The 14,302-nt window shown below is 48.1% G+C and carries 11 protein-coding genes; 4 read left to right on the top strand and 7 right to left on the bottom strand.

What is annotated here, in order from left to right:
* Positions 1-9: 9 nt before the first annotated feature.
* The 5 genes from Q4Q46_RS02455 to Q4Q46_RS02435 all read right to left on the bottom strand — a co-directional run bounded on the left by Q4Q46_RS02455 (position 10) and on the right by Q4Q46_RS02435 (position 4,670).
* A complete protein-coding gene (locus Q4Q46_RS02455; protein WP_012588394.1) occupies positions 10-1,026 on the bottom strand; it encodes a FecCD family ABC transporter permease in 1,017 nt (338 codons plus the stop codon).
* 162 nt (positions 1,027-1,188) lie between these two features.
* Complete coding sequence (locus tag Q4Q46_RS02450; RefSeq protein ID WP_311905121.1) at positions 1,189-2,184, bottom strand: hemin ABC transporter substrate-binding protein; 996 nt, start codon at positions 2,182-2,184, stop codon at positions 1,189-1,191.
* Positions 2,185-2,446: 262 nt separating this feature from the next.
* Positions 2,447-2,884, bottom strand: a complete 438-nt coding sequence (locus Q4Q46_RS02445) for an ExbD/TolR family protein (RefSeq protein WP_063883735.1) — start codon at positions 2,882-2,884, stop codon at positions 2,447-2,449.
* Positions 2,881-3,636, bottom strand: a complete 756-nt coding sequence (locus Q4Q46_RS02440) for a MotA/TolQ/ExbB proton channel family protein (RefSeq protein WP_311905120.1) — start codon at positions 3,634-3,636, stop codon at positions 2,881-2,883. The genes Q4Q46_RS02445 and Q4Q46_RS02440 overlap by 4 nt, the downstream gene beginning before the upstream one ends.
* A gap of 164 nt (positions 3,637-3,800) precedes the next feature.
* A complete protein-coding gene (locus Q4Q46_RS02435; protein ID WP_311905119.1) occupies positions 3,801-4,670 on the bottom strand; it encodes an energy transducer TonB in 870 nt (289 codons plus the stop codon).
* A 363-nt stretch (positions 4,671-5,033) separates the two neighbouring features.
* Between Q4Q46_RS02435 and Q4Q46_RS02430 the strand changes: the two genes are divergently transcribed.
* The 4 genes from Q4Q46_RS02430 (at position 5,034) to Q4Q46_RS02415 (ending at position 10,570) form a co-directional block, all read left to right on the top strand.
* A complete protein-coding gene (locus Q4Q46_RS02430; protein ID WP_226059282.1) occupies positions 5,034-7,124 on the top strand; it encodes a TonB-dependent hemoglobin/transferrin/lactoferrin family receptor in 2,091 nt (696 codons plus the stop codon).
* A 125-nt stretch (positions 7,125-7,249) separates the two neighbouring features.
* Positions 7,250-7,837 carry a heme utilization cystosolic carrier protein HutX gene (gene hutX, locus Q4Q46_RS02425; protein ID WP_371824897.1) on the top strand — a complete coding sequence of 196 codons (588 nt, stop codon included), beginning with the start codon at positions 7,250-7,252 and terminating at the stop codon, positions 7,835-7,837.
* 50 nt (positions 7,838-7,887) lie between these two features.
* The gene (gene hutZ / locus Q4Q46_RS02420) at positions 7,888-8,445 is read left to right on the top strand and encodes a heme utilization protein HutZ (RefSeq protein WP_115335335.1); all 558 of its coding nucleotides are present in this window, start codon (positions 7,888-7,890) and stop codon (positions 8,443-8,445) included.
* A gap of 220 nt (positions 8,446-8,665) precedes the next feature.
* Positions 8,666-10,570: an ABC transporter transmembrane domain-containing protein gene (locus Q4Q46_RS02415; RefSeq protein WP_311905118.1), complete on the top strand. Its 1,905-nt coding sequence runs from the start codon at positions 8,666-8,668 to the stop codon at positions 10,568-10,570.
* 152 nt (positions 10,571-10,722) lie between these two features.
* On the opposite strand, the gene Q4Q46_RS02410 is transcribed toward Q4Q46_RS02415, so the two are convergent.
* The gene (locus tag Q4Q46_RS02410) at positions 10,723-12,324 is read right to left on the bottom strand and encodes an AMP-binding protein (RefSeq protein WP_259520666.1); all 1,602 of its coding nucleotides are present in this window, start codon (positions 12,322-12,324) and stop codon (positions 10,723-10,725) included.
* A 503-nt stretch (positions 12,325-12,827) separates the two neighbouring features.
* Positions 12,828-14,300 carry a cytochrome c oxidase accessory protein CcoG gene (gene ccoG / locus Q4Q46_RS02405; RefSeq protein ID WP_311905117.1) on the bottom strand — a complete coding sequence of 491 codons (1,473 nt, stop codon included), beginning with the start codon at positions 14,298-14,300 and terminating at the stop codon, positions 12,828-12,830.
* Between the last annotated feature and the right edge of the window lie 2 nt (positions 14,301-14,302).

Raw genomic sequence — 14,302 nt, 5'->3', positions numbered from 1 at the left:
ACGCCTCGCTTAGATGAGCTTACTGCGTTGTTGCAGTAGTAAGAAGATGAAGAATGGCGCACCGATGAGCGCGGTCACTAACCCAACCGGTAACTCTGCTGGCGGCAAGAAGGCGCGAGCGCCGATATCGGCTAAGGCTAATAGGGCTGCACCTAAAAGGGCGCTGATGGGCAGCAGTTGGCGATGATCTGGCCCTAACATCATCCGCACTAAATGCGGTACCACTAGGCCGATAAAGCCAATAATTCCGGTCGCTGCGACGCTTACGCCAACGCCTAAGGCGCAAAGTAAAATAAGTCGAAGCTTGAGCCTATCGACATCTATCCCTAAGTGGCGCGCTTCGGATTCGCCAAGCAATAAGGCATTGAGCGCCGCCGCATCTTGGCGAAATAGCCAGCTTAGTAATGCTAAAGTCACGAGACACAGGCTGACATACATCCACTGCGCACCTGCTATCGAGCCCATCTGCCACAAGGTTAAGTCACGTAGCGCCATGTCGTTGGCAAGGTACGTGAGCATGCCAATTCCTGCGCCTGCCAGTGCTGCAATAGCGACCCCCGACAGTAGTAATAACACGACCGATGTTCCGGTTGGGCTACTGGCGAGGCGATAGACAACAAGGGTGGTGATTAAACCCGATACAAAGGCACTGATGGGGATCATGAATGGATTTGCATTGGGTAACAGCACGATACAGATGGCCGCGCCAAGAGCTGCGCCAGATGACACCCCGATAATACCGGGATCCGCCAAGGGATTACGAAACAGTCCCTGCATCACTGCGCCGCATTGAGCGAGCGTGGCGCCCACCGCCAGTGCCAATAATGTCCGCGGCAAGCGAACAGTGTTGACTACCAGTTGTTCGTGGGGCGCAATATTGCCGATGTTTTGCTGGGTCGCCCAATTAAGCACTGCGCTTAGGGCATCCACTAGGCTGATACTGACAGGCCCTGTGCTGACCGAGAGTAAGCAGCTTAGGGCTAACAGTGTGACTAAACCGGGCCAGAGCCAGCGATTGAGGAACATCTCAACTATCCTTTCTATTTTTATCAGGTGATTAATCTGTTGTGTGAGTCAGTTGTGCTAATCAGCGAGTCCGATTAGTGGCTCATACAAGCCATTCAAATAAGTGACTCATATAATCAACATGAGCGCCCTGATGAGTGACTGTATTAATTTCTATGCAGGCTACTGATTTTGCTTGAGCAATGTGCTGGCGAGCGCATCGGCGGCGCTAATGGCACTGATGCCTAAGCCGCCGAGAAGCGCTTGTGGCGCCAGCGTTTGAATATGGCCGTTTTTACCCGCGGGGGTATGGGCAAGTAGCGGCATCTCTTTTATCAGTTCTTGGGCAATTTGCGCGTTGGTTTGCTCGGCGGGTTTATCGCTGCGCTTTGACAGCAAGATAATGTCGGGCTGCAAGGACAAAATCCCTTCCTGAGACATACTTTTGTAGCCATCAAACTCGGCGATATTCTGTGCGCCTGATAGCGCGATAATAGTATCAGCGGCAGTGCCTTTACCGCCGACCCGTGCGCCACGGCCTTCTTGTAGCAGCATAAAGAGGATTTTTGGCTGAGCGCCAGCATCGCTTATTTGCTGTTTTTTATCCGCCAAGCTTTGCAGTTGTTGATGTAAGTCCTGCTTTAACTTAACAGCGTTATCAGGACGATTGAGTAATTGACCTAAGGTATCCACATTGCTCATTAGCTGCGGCTCATCGTTCGTTGCGGGTAATTGCACAACTTGGATATTGGCTTGTTTTAATACATTGAGCGTGGTCTCAGGCCCCATGACATCCGAGCCGACAACGAGTGTTGGCGAGAGCGCAATAATGCCTTCGGCGGAGAGCATTCTGTGATAGCCAAGTTTAGCCACATGGGCTAAACCTTCAGGTACATAGCTGGTGGAATCTATGGCGATCAGCTCATTACCCGCATCGAGGGCGAGCACGAGCTCAGTGACGCCCGTGCCCGCACTCACGAGTCTTATCTCATGTTCAGAATGCGTTTCAGCACTAAAGGCGCTGGACGATAGCAAAGCCGCAAATGCTGAGGTGATAAATACCACTTTGCTTAATGGCTTAAATCGGCTTAACGGATTAAATGCGCACTTAGGCTTATGCGGATGGCCAAGGGCGCTAGTATCTATTTTTAATGACATTTTAGTTGCTTGAAACAACATGGTTGAACTCCTAATACAAACTTGTTCGCCACAGGCTTAGATACTGTTTCTAATCATCAGACATTTAAAATAGTTGCTTTAAAAATCAATATTTTAATCTCAGCAGATTAAAATCAGTAAGTTAAAAGTCGTGGTTTACTGCCTGCATCTTTTCGTGTTGGTTTTGGTCTTTAGCTAGAGAGGCTGTACTAGCTGTGTCTCTGGCTCATTATTTAGCTTGCTCATTTGGCTTTTGGGGGCAGATAGCGGGCTTGGCAACGCGCTAATGCTCCATCAATATTTGGGTCTGGCTGATGGATTGCGTCTGCAACAGCGCGAGCAGTTGCATCAAAGGTTCCACGGGCGCGGCCTTATCTGCGGCAATAATCACGGTCGCCTCCGGCATAGTGTTAAAATGTGCGGTAAACGCGGCGGTAAAAGTCGCTAAATCATCAAATGTCTCACTATCGATTGCCCAATAAGGCGCTGTCGCCATGATATTGATGGCAATCGTTGGCTTATTGTCGATTGCAGTGATGGCCGAACTTGGGCTTTGCGGCACATCTACCGGCAAGCTGAGTAGTTGGGTGTTTGCCGTCAGCAGTAGAAATACCAACACGATAAAAATAATGTCGATTAACGCGGTTAAATCTAGGCTCGGAAGTTGCTCAGGCGAAGCAATGCCTGCCTGCGAGCGCGGTGATGCATCTGCACTTATCATGTCTGTGGCTCAATCTGGGAATGAGAGTTGAATGCCGACTTTTGCGCAGTGCTGCTGTTGCTGACTTTGCTGAATGCTTGGTATTGATTGCTATCGATTGAAATATCTTCGATACCCGCTAACCACAGATTGAGTTGATTGAGTACATGCCCTGCGCGCAGACATTGTCCTTGAGCCCAAATGCCAAATAGATGGGCGGCGGTAATGGCGGGCACGGCGATAATGAGTCCGGCAGCTGTGGTGTTCATCGCAAGACCGAGTCCGGCGCTGAGTTGAGCTGGGGTTACTGGGCCTTGTGATTGCCCAAGCTGGGCAAACATGTCGATGAGGCCTAGTACGGTGCCAAGTAGGCCGAGTAATGGACTGATAATGCCAATTACTTGTAAAACCTTGAGTCCGGCTTGCAAGTCGCGTTGCTGTTTGTTGAGCCACAGACTGAGTAATTCTTCCCTTAGCACTTTGGGCTGGTGGACTTGTTTGAGTAACAAGGTCGCGCCACGGGCGAGTAAATCTTGCTGTGCGCTGGTTTGCGCTAGCAGCGCGCTGACGTTTTCAGTGGTCGCCGTCGATCTTGATTGACGCAATGACGTTACCCAAGCCTGTTTTTTCGGCCAGATTGATAGCAGAGTTTGATGCAAAAACAAGGCGCTACGTTCAAGGTAGATCATCAAGGCCAAAAATGCACATAACAATAAGGGCCAAGTCAGTACGCCAAGCTGAGTTTGTAGGGTTGAAAAATCAGTTATGGGCATTAAGCCTCTCCAATCGATTAAAAAATCAGTTTTATACGTCAGTGAGTGGATCAAAAAGTGAGCTTTACTATGGCTCACTATTTAGCGCTTTATCTTTCGTACTGCAGGCTTTCCTGTTGCTTGTTTTCCTATGGCTAGCTTTTCAGCGATAAGATTGAGGCCCGCTAGTTAAGCGCAAAACGAATAGGCACTCTGACCTTGTAGTGACTCGCTAGCCTTGGCGTCGGCGCCGCAAATTGCCAGTTTTCAACCGCAGCGATTGCTGCTTGATCTAGCAGGCTGAAGCCTGAGCTTGTGACTAACGTCAGTGCCAGTTGCTCGCCAAGTTCGTTAAACATCACTTCTATGGTTGCAGTGCCTTCGAATCCTTTCTTACGCGCTATTCGCGGATAAGTCGGTTGTGGTGGCGCTGTAGCAAACAGCGGTTTGGCTAATTCCACTATGTTGGTTTGGAGGCTGTCGTTAACAGGGGGATTGTCAGATGCTGCACTGGCTACATTTTGGGGCGTTTTTGCATCTAGTTCGGCAGTGTTAGCAATTAAATCCGTTAGTTCTTGTGCTGTTTTAGGCTCTGTTTTTAGCTCTAATTCTTGCTCTACATGTTCGGACCGCTTGTGTGCTAAAGCGCTCGTCCCTGATGGAGTTGTATCTGGATGACTTTGAGTCGTGGTTTTTTCGATTGAAGGTTTCTTAGCTAACTGGCTGCCAATTCTTTGATCAGCTTTGGTTTTTTTTATCGCCTCGATAACCGTCTTATCGACAGATTCTGCTGTTGATACTTTTCGCACTGTGCTGTTTACAGTGGCTATTTTGGCGTCTGTTTGAGTGGGCTCAATACTGACGTTGCTGCTTGCAGAGCTTGTTGTTGCAGCCAATTTAAGGGTGACACGATTTGCGCTCGGAGCGTTCGCCACTTGATTTACACTCGATGCTTGGGCGCTTTGCTGCATAGTGATAGCGGGTTGCGAGGCGATAACCCCCGTTTGTATGGCAACAGTTAACGCGCCAAAGGCAAGATATCGTTTCGGTGTCACAGCAACCTCTTTTTCCTAATAAAGCACTTCTGCTCATTTATCTTCGCTAATTAAGATATCTCAATATAAACAAGATCGCAAATGATAATGATTTGCATTTGATCTATTTTGTTATCTCAGGTAGAGTGCCTGCAATAGCTCGAATGAGCGCTTAAAAAAACAGCTAAACCGGTAATTCATCCTACTTTATGGGTACTGATTGTCTTGGACTCTGTCTGGAAAGGGCTCAAGTTTGAAAGAGCCTAATTTGGAAAGGAGCATCTGTAACAGACTCAATCTCAAAAGGATTGGTGTCTGGAAAGAGACTCTGGGCTCAGTATTGAATTGCACGGGAACAGCTGATTATCACTTGAGGATGAAGAGATGAAGAAAAAGCCGTTAGTGATCGCCATGGCGATAGCACTGAGCAGTACGGCCCTAAGTTTTACGTTAGCGGCAGAAGAAAATGTTAAGCCTGTTGTTCAAGGTGATGCGGATAAAAAACTCGTTACGACAGAGTTTGATGAAGTGTTAGTGAGTGCAACCCGCATCAGCGAGAAAGCCTCCGAAACCAGCCGCAGCGTAGCCGTGGTGGGTGAAGAGCAACTTGCGGTAGCTCAAGCATCATCCGTGGCTAATGCCCTTAAAAACGAGGCGAATATTACGCTAACGAATGGCCCAAGAGCTTCATCTCAAGGGGTTGAAATCCGTGGTTTAAGTGGCAGTCGAGTACTGCAGACTATTGACGGAGCAAGACAAAATACAGGCTCTGGCCACAGAGCAACTTACTTTATGGACCCTGAGTTACTGAAATCCATTGAAGTGCTGCGCGGTCCAGCCAGTAGTTTGTGGGGCAGTGGCGCACTGGGTGGTGTCGTCGCGCAAAATACTAAGTCAGCGCAGGATTTCTTAGCGCCCAATGAAACCTTTGGTGGCTATTTCAAACAAGGTTATGAAACCAATGGCTCGCGCACTAAAACCAGTGGCGCGATTTATGGTCAACAAGACAGTATCGATTGGTTACTAAACGGCTCTTACACCGACTCAAACAATATAAAAACCGGTAATGACGAAACCCTAAGCAACAGTTCATCCCATGGCAGCAGTGGTTTAGCTAAATTCGGTTGGCAAGCCGATGAGGCGTCACGCTTAGAGTTATCTGCGAGAGTCAATAAGATCAATGAATTAGTGCCAAGTAATCCTTCTGCGGCAGCCAGTAATTCAATACCTTTAGTGCGTCGCAAGACAGACGATCAAAATATCACTTTAGATTACAGTTTCAATCCAGCCAATAACCCGTATCTAGATACTAAGATGCAAGTGTATTGGAACAGTACCGACTACGATGAAGACCGTATTACTAAGGGCCAGCTAGACAGCACTGAGTATCGCACTGTGGGCATTAACCTCAATAACAGTTCGCGCTTGGGCAATACTTTGTTGACCTACGGCGTTGATGGCTTTCGCGATACCATAGAAACGACGCGTGATGATTCGGGTCAAGTGGGCCAGCGTCCGGGAAATATCGATGGTGAAACCACAGTATGGGGCGCTTTTACGCGGGCAGATATTGAGCTGACTCAGACATTAAATCTGGATGCGGGTCTGCGTTATGACAGCTTTAAAAATGACAGTAACAACCTCAATTTATCCTCCGATGATAATGAGTTATCGCCATCACTAGGGCTAGTTTGGCAGACTCAATCTTGGTTGACCTTAAGTGCCCGTTACGATCAAGCCTTCCGCGCACCTTCGGTAGAGGAAATGTATTCTAGCGGCACCCATTACTGCATTCCACCTATTCCGGGATTTTTGCCCCAAGGTCTATGCAACACCTTTGCGACCAATCCGGATCTAAAGTCTGAAAAAGCCCGCAACAAAGAAATCAAAGCAGACTTACGTTTCAGTGAGTTAGCCGGTGATGATGAATTAGCTTTGACGTTCAACATCTTCCGTAACGATGTGGACGATTTCATCGTGCAGCAAGTGTCTAATCCTTGGCATGGTATTCCTGGGTTCGAGCAAACGACCTCATGGAATAACGTCGAAGATGCGCGTTTAACTGGCTTTGAAATTAGCGGTCGTTACCGAATTGGCCAAACTCGCTTAGCGATGAATTATGGCCAAACCCATGGTGAAGATCGTAAAAATGGCGGCGATATTGAAGGTATACCCGCCAATAAATTTAACGTTGATTTATCCCAAGGCATTATGGAAGGCGACATGAAACTCGGCACTCGCGTCACTTATGTGGCGACGCAGTCGAATACGCCTGATGGCTTCAAAGTGGCGAAATACGACGATTACACCCTATGGGATGTGTATGTTGCGTGGGAGCCGACTATGGGCGCGATGGCGGGTGTGAGAGTGGATTTTGCCATCGAAAACATCGGCGATGAGAAGTACCAACAAGCGTGGCAAACCTTGTATCAACCGGGTCGTAATATGAAGTTATCGGCGCGCTATATGTTCTAAGCCCAGCATTAAAGTGCTGACTCCCGTTAAGGCAAATGCTTAGTGTTAAATCTGAGCAAGCGGTATACGGGAGTCAGCGTTTAATGCCAAGCCACTCAATAGTCACTACCGCTGGAGACAGTAAAATGAAGATGACACTCGATAGCGAGCTCGATGTCGCGCCAGATTTAGGCTCTGAGCAACGTCAGCTAAGTGAGCAAAATCAGCCAAGTGAGCAACAAACGCAACTGCGACAACGATTTGAGCAACAAGCTGATTTAATGCCAGCGCAGCTCGCCAGTGAATTAGGCATTGCCGAGCTCGAAGTCGTTGCCGCCTTGCCGCCCGAACAAGTGGTGTTTGTGCCGTTAACTCAGCTCGATACATTACTGCAAGCCTTACCCGAATGGGGAAAGTTAACCACTATTGTGATGTTGTCGGGCAGTGTATTTGAATTTAAAGGGGATTTTCCCGAGGGAAAATACGCCCACGGTTATTACAACCTCTACAGCAAGGGCGACGGTTTGCACGGGCATCTCAAACTAGAAGCCATGCGCGGCATCGCTTTGATCAGCAGACCTTTTAGAGGCAGCGAGAGCCATTCGATTAACTTCTTCGGCAGCGAAGGGGAGGTCGTGTTCAAAGTGTATTTAGGTCGTGATAAACAAAGAGCGCTGTTTCCTGAGCAAGTTCGCCAATTTAAAGCGCTCGCGACTGCCTTTGCGTCGGTGTAATCACACCTCTAAATTGCAGCATTAACGACAATATTTAAGGAACACAGCAAATGAAGCCTGAAATGACCGAACAAGAACAACGTTTAAGAGACAAGCTTTTACCTGAGATTGAGGCCTTTAAACAGCAAAGGGAAACCTTACAACTGGCCACACTAGGCACTGATGGCCAGCCTAATGCGAGTTATGCACCCTTCGCACTGGCCGATGATGGTTTTTATATTCTGGTGAGTGACTTAGCCCGTCATGGTCATAACTTAAAGCACTCATCTAAGGTCTCTGTGATGCTAGTTGAGGATGAAACCGCGGCCAAATCGGTTTTTGCTCGCAAGCGTTTGACCTTCGATGCGATTGCCGAGGCCGTGCCCCGCGATACGCCCGCCTTTATCAAGGGCGTTAGTGTGTTATCGGCCCGTTTTGGCGAAATGTCCGATAACCTTGCGGCATTAACCGATTTTAACTTATACAAGCTCGCGCCCCATCAGGGTCTTTACGTGAAAGGTTTTGGCCAAGCATTTAGCCTGAGCGGCGCAGAGTTGTTAGATGTGGATTGGAAGCGTGATGGCCACCATGGCACGCCCAAAACACCGGAAAATCAGCAAGTCGCTTAAGTCGCGCTAAGCGATGGCAATAAAACCAACCCGCACTCGTTGCGGGTTGGTTTTATGCTTTTCTTTTGAGTAAAACCACGCTTTGCCCTTGAATTTACCCGCAACAGGTAGCATCTCACTGATATGCTTTAAGCAAAGCTGCGCGGTTAACGGCTTGCTGATACCCAGTTCAGGTGAATGTTATGCTTGAATTGCCGTTCCCTACCGAAGGATATCACCCGTGACAGAGCCGACCGTCGAATTAACCAAATCACCAAACCCCATTAAAGCGGGCGCAGAGCCATTGCCTGAAAAGTTAATTCCAGTCACGCCTACAATAAGCGCTGATGCTTCGAAGGTTAAACCAACCTCGGCGCAGCAAAGATCGGTATTGCCTTGGATTATGGGGTTTCTTAAACCCTACAAACTGAAAGTCGTCGCGGCGATTATTTGCTTGATGATTGGGTCACTCGCTTGGCTATCATTGGGCCAAGGTGTGCGCTTAATGGTTGATGAAGGCTTTGTGCGTGACAATGCGCAGCGGCTGAATGAAATCATACTGTTAGTGCTCGGAATTACCGCCGTCAGTGGCACAGCGGTGTTTTGCCGCTTCTATTTAATGACTTGGCTCGGCGAGCGGGTCAGTGCCGATATTCGTCTAACTGTTTACAATCAACTGCTTAAACTTTCGCCCGCCTTTTACGCTAAGGTTCGCACCGGCGAAGTGATCTCCCGTTTTACCGCCGACTCTACCTTGCTGCAAACCGTGGTGGGCTCGAGTTTATCTATGGCATTGCGCTCAAGTGTGACGGTACTTGGTGGTTTGGTGATGATGGGGATCACCAGCGTTAAGATGACATTGCTGGTGTTGTTGGCCGTACCTTTAGTGTTGGGACCGGTGATTTTTTTCGGTCGTAAAGTGCGTACACTGGCGCGAGAAAGCCAAGACAGGGTTGCCGATCTCGGCGCTTATGTGGATGAAACACTTCATGAAATTCATACGGTACAAGCCTATGGTCATGAAGATAAAGACCGTAGCTTATTCAATACCCGCGTCGAAGATGTGATGTCTGCGGCAAGCGGGCGGATCCGTTACCGTGCCTTGCTGATCTCAACCGTGATGTTTTTAAGTATCGCCGCGATTGCTATGGTGACTTGGGTCGGTGCCCACGATGTGATGGCGGGTAAGATGACGGGCGGCGAGTTATCCGCCTTTATGTTTTACGCTGTGATGGTTGCAGGCGCTGTGGCGACCATTAGCGAAGTAATCGGCGAAATTCAGCGGGCTTCTGGCGCCGCCGAGCGTTTAATTGAACTGGCTGAAACGCCAGTGGATATTCCCGTTGCAACTCATCCTATTGTTTTACCCGCCAAGGTCAGTGGCGAGTTAGTCATAGAAGGACTCAACTTTGCCTATCCAGAGCATGATGCCTTAGTGCTAAAACAGCTCAATATGGCTATTGCCGCGGGTGAGCGGGTCGCCTTAGTCGGCCCAAGTGGCGCGGGTAAGAGTACCTTGTTCCAGTTATTGCAGCGCTTTTATGTGCCTAGCGCTGGCAGTATTCGACTGGAAGGAATTGATATTGCTAAGCTTCTGCCACATGACCTTCGGGCGCAGTTTGCTCTGGTGCCGCAGGACTCAGTGATTTTTGCGACCAGCGTACTTGAAAACGTGCGTTATGGCCGAGTCGATGCGACTGAGCAAGAAGTGATTGATGCTTGTATTGCAGCCCGTGCCCACGAGTTTATTAGCGAGTTTACTGACGGTTATCAAACCTATTTAGGTGAGCGTGGCGTGCGGCTTTCTGGTGGGCAAAAACAGCGGATCGCCATTGCACGGGCGATTTTAGCCGACAGACCGATATTGTTACTCGATGAAGCGACCAGCGCTTTAGATGCGGTAAGCGAGCAGAAAGTGAAGCAAGCGCTGGACGTATTGATGGCGGGTAAAACCACCTTGATTATTGCCCACCGCTTATCGACGGTAATCAATGCCGATAGGATTTTTGTGTTCGATAAGGGCGAGATTGTTGCCTGCGGACGCCACCAAGAGTTGATGCAATCCAATGCCTTATATCGTGAATTTGCCAGTCTGCAATTGTTAACCGAAGAGGCCAATGCCAGCGCCTTGAATGAGACAATTTAGGTAAAATAAAACCCAGTTGCTAGCCGAAACGCTCAAGCTAGCTCACTGGGTCTTTTATTGTGCTTTTGTTGCTAAGCTTTGTTAATCAGCTTTGTCTTTAAGTACGGCACTTTAAGTACGGCACTTTAAGTACTGCACTTTAAGTGCGGTCTCTAAGCCTTATCTTTTAGCTCGCGGCGCAGAATTTTACCTACGGTACTCTTAGGTAATTGCGTCATAAATTCAATGACTTTTGGCAATTTATAGGCGGTCAATTGCTCTCGGCAATAGGTTAGAATGGCCTCTTTAGCCTGTTGATGATCTTGGCTATCATCCTTGAGCACGATAAAGGCTTTAACCGCTTCGCCCGAGTGTTCATCTTTTACTCCCACCACGGCGCATTCGATCACACTTGGATGGCTCGCCAGCACGTTTTCCACCTCGTTGGGATAAACGTTAAAGCCTGAGACTATGATCATATCCTTTTTGCGATCAACAATTTGATGGAAACCTTCCGCTGTTGCTATGGCAATGTCACCGGTTTTAAAGAAACCCTCAGGAGTCATAGCGTTGGCGGTTTCCTGCGGATTATTCCAATAACCTCGCATCACTTGTGGGCCACGCGCGGCTAATTCACCCGCTGTACTTAAGGGAACTTCAAGGTTGTTTTCATCTAAGAGTTTAACTTCAGTGCCAATCACAGGTTTACCAATAGTGCCAAGCTTTTGATAACCTGGCGCATTGAGTGAAATCACTGGTGAGGTTTCAGATAATCCATAACCTTCGCTGATCATATTGCCTGTGGTCTGTTGCCAAATATTCGCCGCTGCAGCAGTGAGTGCAGTGCCGCCAGAGATAGTGATTTTTAAGTGGCTAAAGTCCAGCGCCTTAAACTCGGGTTGATGGCATAGGGCGACAAACAGGGTATTGAGGCCTGCAAATCCCGTGAAGGGGTATTTGGCGAGTGTCTTAATTAAGCCACTAATATCCCGTGGATTTGGAATTAATACCGAGCAACCGCCGCACTCGAAATACAGCACTAAGTTCACCATAAACGCATAAATGTGGTAAATCGGCAGTGGCGCAACAAAGATATCTTCCCCTTCGGTGATCACGCTCGCGATGCGGGATTTTACCTGCGCCGCATTGGCGAGCATATTGCCGTGGGTCAACATGGCACCTTTCGATAATCCTGTCGTGCCACCTGTGTATTGCAACGCCGAGAGGTCGTCGAGATTGGAGATAAATCGGCTAAAGGGAAGGTCAGCCCCTTGCTTTAAAATCTGACAAAACTCGACATTCTTAAGCCCTGTTTTTGGTTGCACATGCGGATCTATCAAATCTAAAGGATGGGTGGAGATGACGAGTTCTATTTGAGTACTGTCGATGACTTTGGCCAAGGTCGGCAATAGGTCGGATAACACCACGAGCGCTTTAGCACCAGAATCATTGAACTGATGAATAAGCTCGCGCTCGGTATATAAAGGATTCGTGTTAACAAGGATTAGCCCTGCCCTGATTGCGCCGTAGGCCGCGATGACAAATTGGGTGATATTGGGCAATTGAATGGCGATGCGATCGCCGGGTTTGAGTGTGGTCTTATTCTGTAAATAGGCGGCAAAGTAACGAGAGTCGCGTTCTATCTCATTAAAACTGCTGGTTTTACCAAGGCAGGCATAGGCGGGTTTATCGCCATAACGCAGGCTGGTTTTCTCGATCAGATCGACCAGTGATGAGTAGTCTAGTTTGAGTTGAGAGTCTTGATCGTATGCCATGCTGAACTACCTCAAAGATGATGTTTATTAGTTGTTATTATTCTGGAGTTAAACAGGTGTTTAGATTAGAGGGTGTTAGCACTAGAGGTCAATGCTTATCGCGAAAAACATCGCTATGCCAATAACGGTATCTTTATGTAACAAATAGTATTTTTACTCTAAAGCTTAGGCGTTAAGGATAGCGTAATTATCGTGTCATCGATAAAGCACTAATAGTGCGTGAGTGGAGAGCATTCGAGATTTTGTAATGGGTATGTTTATAAGAATTCAATTTGCTTTTGCTTAAGCTTATTTTGCGTAACGTCGAATAACAGATGGATTGCAGCCACTGCTAATAGATGCCTAAGATTGGATTTTATTGAACGAAGAAGCGCTAAAGATATCGCAAGAAACACACTGTCTTTTGGGGATGAGTGTTTGATTTAGAACGGCGCTTGGGTTGACTCCCCAAGCGCCGATTTAGCGGTTAATGTAGACGGTTACCGATATTAACCGCTAAAAGCCTAGGGACTGAAGAATCCAGTTTCTTGACTCACTTGCTGGCTTGGCTGTTTCACATCCGTCACCGAGAATTGGATCATTTTGCGCCCCGAGGGGATGGCATCCTTATCGGCTAATACAGTGACGGGATAATCCACCTGTTCGCCCGCTGCCAAGGTAATAATAGGATCGGCAATCAAGCTGAAGGGCATTTCACTGTCAACAGCGAGTTGATACTGCTTAGTGTCCTGCGTTTTGTTGCGGATCTTCAACTGATAGGTATTTTCAATCTTATTGTCAGCCGTTTCGCGGTACAGGCTCTGACGGTCTCGGATCACGTTAAGCTGGATCTCGCTGCGGCTATTCAAATCTAAACCTATCACTATCAGCATGATCACGACCGCTGCGCCGTAGCCTAAAAATCGCGGCGAGCGCCAATAGGAGTAGCTGACTCCCTTAAGATCATTCTCACTCATGTAGCCGATAAGGTTCGGTTTATAATCGAATTTCAACATGGTTTCATTACAAGCATCGACACAGGCACCGCAGTTGATGCACTCATATTGCAAGCCGTTACGAATATCTATCCCAGTTGGGCAGACTTCGACACATAAATTACAGTCAACACAATCACCAAGATTACTCCCTCTGAGATTGGTTTCTTGCTTACGTTTACGCGGGCCGCGGGATTCACCGCGCTGTGCATCATAGGTCACGGTTTTAGTGTTGGCATCGAACATTACAGCTTGGAAACGTGAATAGGGGCAGCAATGTAGACACATTTGCTCGCGCATCCAGCCCGCATTCAGATAAGTACAAATGGCGAAAAACCAGACCCAGCTTGTCACCCAAAAGCTGGCATTGCCCGTCAATATGTCGATATAGAGTTCGCGGGCGGGAATGAAATAGCTGATAAAACCACAGCCGGTGAGCAGGGCGGCGAGACCCCAAAGTAAGTGCTTGGTGCTTCTTTTACCGATTTTGCTGCCAGACCAGGACGCTTTGTCGAGTTGCTTGCGTTTGTTGCTGCTGCCTTCGATGCGCGTTTCTATCCACACATAGATAAAGGTCCACGCTGTTTGTGGGCAAAGATAACCGCACCAAACGCGGCCCCAGAATACGGTAATAAAGAACAGACCGAAGGCGGCGGCGATAAAAATCCATGCGAGTAGGGTAAAGTCCTGCGGCCATAGCGTGATGCCAAAGAAGAAAAACTGTTGCTGGCTGATATCTAACAATATCGCTTGGCGGCCATCGATTGAGATAAACGGCAGGGCGAAAAACAACACGATCAGCAGGCTATTCATCATGGTTCGCAGGCGCTGAAAATCACCTTTCTGCTCACGAAAATGGATGTTGCCAGAGGGCGTATTGCTCCCTGTTGCAGTTTCGTTGGAGAGGATTTTAATCGGAATGTGCAGCTCGACTGAGGAAGGTTTCGCGTTCACACTCTTATTCACACTTGGAGAATTGGGGGTAACTTCGCTCTTGGGCATAA

The organism is Shewanella vaxholmensis (assembly GCF_031932135.1).
In the GTDB taxonomy this organism is placed as follows: Bacteria; Pseudomonadota; Gammaproteobacteria; order Enterobacterales; family Shewanellaceae; genus Shewanella; species Shewanella hafniensis.
This window is presented reverse-complemented; position numbering and strand designations above follow the sequence as displayed.

What these genes read in the sequence shown, in the direction of transcription:
- hutZ (WP_115335335.1), top strand. Translation starts at nt 7,888, where the DNA reads ATGAAGCCTGAAATGACCGAACAAGAACAACGTTTAAGAGACAAGCTT.
- hutX (WP_371824897.1), top strand. Translation starts at nt 7,250, where the DNA reads ATGAAGATGACACTCGATAGCGAGCTCGATGTCGCGCCAGATTTAGGC.
- Q4Q46_RS02455 (WP_012588394.1), bottom strand. Translation starts at nt 1,026, where the DNA reads ATGTTCCTCAATCGCTGGCTCTGGCCCGGTTTAGTCACACTGTTAGCC.
- Q4Q46_RS02445 (WP_063883735.1), bottom strand. Translation starts at nt 2,884, where the DNA reads ATGATAAGTGCAGATGCATCACCGCGCTCGCAGGCAGGCATTGCTTCG.
- Q4Q46_RS02430 (WP_226059282.1), top strand. Translation starts at nt 5,034, where the DNA reads ATGAAGAAAAAGCCGTTAGTGATCGCCATGGCGATAGCACTGAGCAGT.
- Q4Q46_RS02450 (WP_311905121.1), bottom strand. Translation starts at nt 2,184, where the DNA reads ATGTTGTTTCAAGCAACTAAAATGTCATTAAAAATAGATACTAGCGCC.
- Q4Q46_RS02410 (WP_259520666.1), bottom strand. Translation starts at nt 12,324, where the DNA reads ATGGCATACGATCAAGACTCTCAACTCAAACTAGACTACTCATCACTG.
- Q4Q46_RS02440 (WP_311905120.1), bottom strand. Translation starts at nt 3,636, where the DNA reads ATGCCCATAACTGATTTTTCAACCCTACAAACTCAGCTTGGCGTACTG.
- ccoG (WP_311905117.1), bottom strand. Translation starts at nt 14,300, where the DNA reads ATGCCCAAGAGCGAAGTTACCCCCAATTCTCCAAGTGTGAATAAGAGT.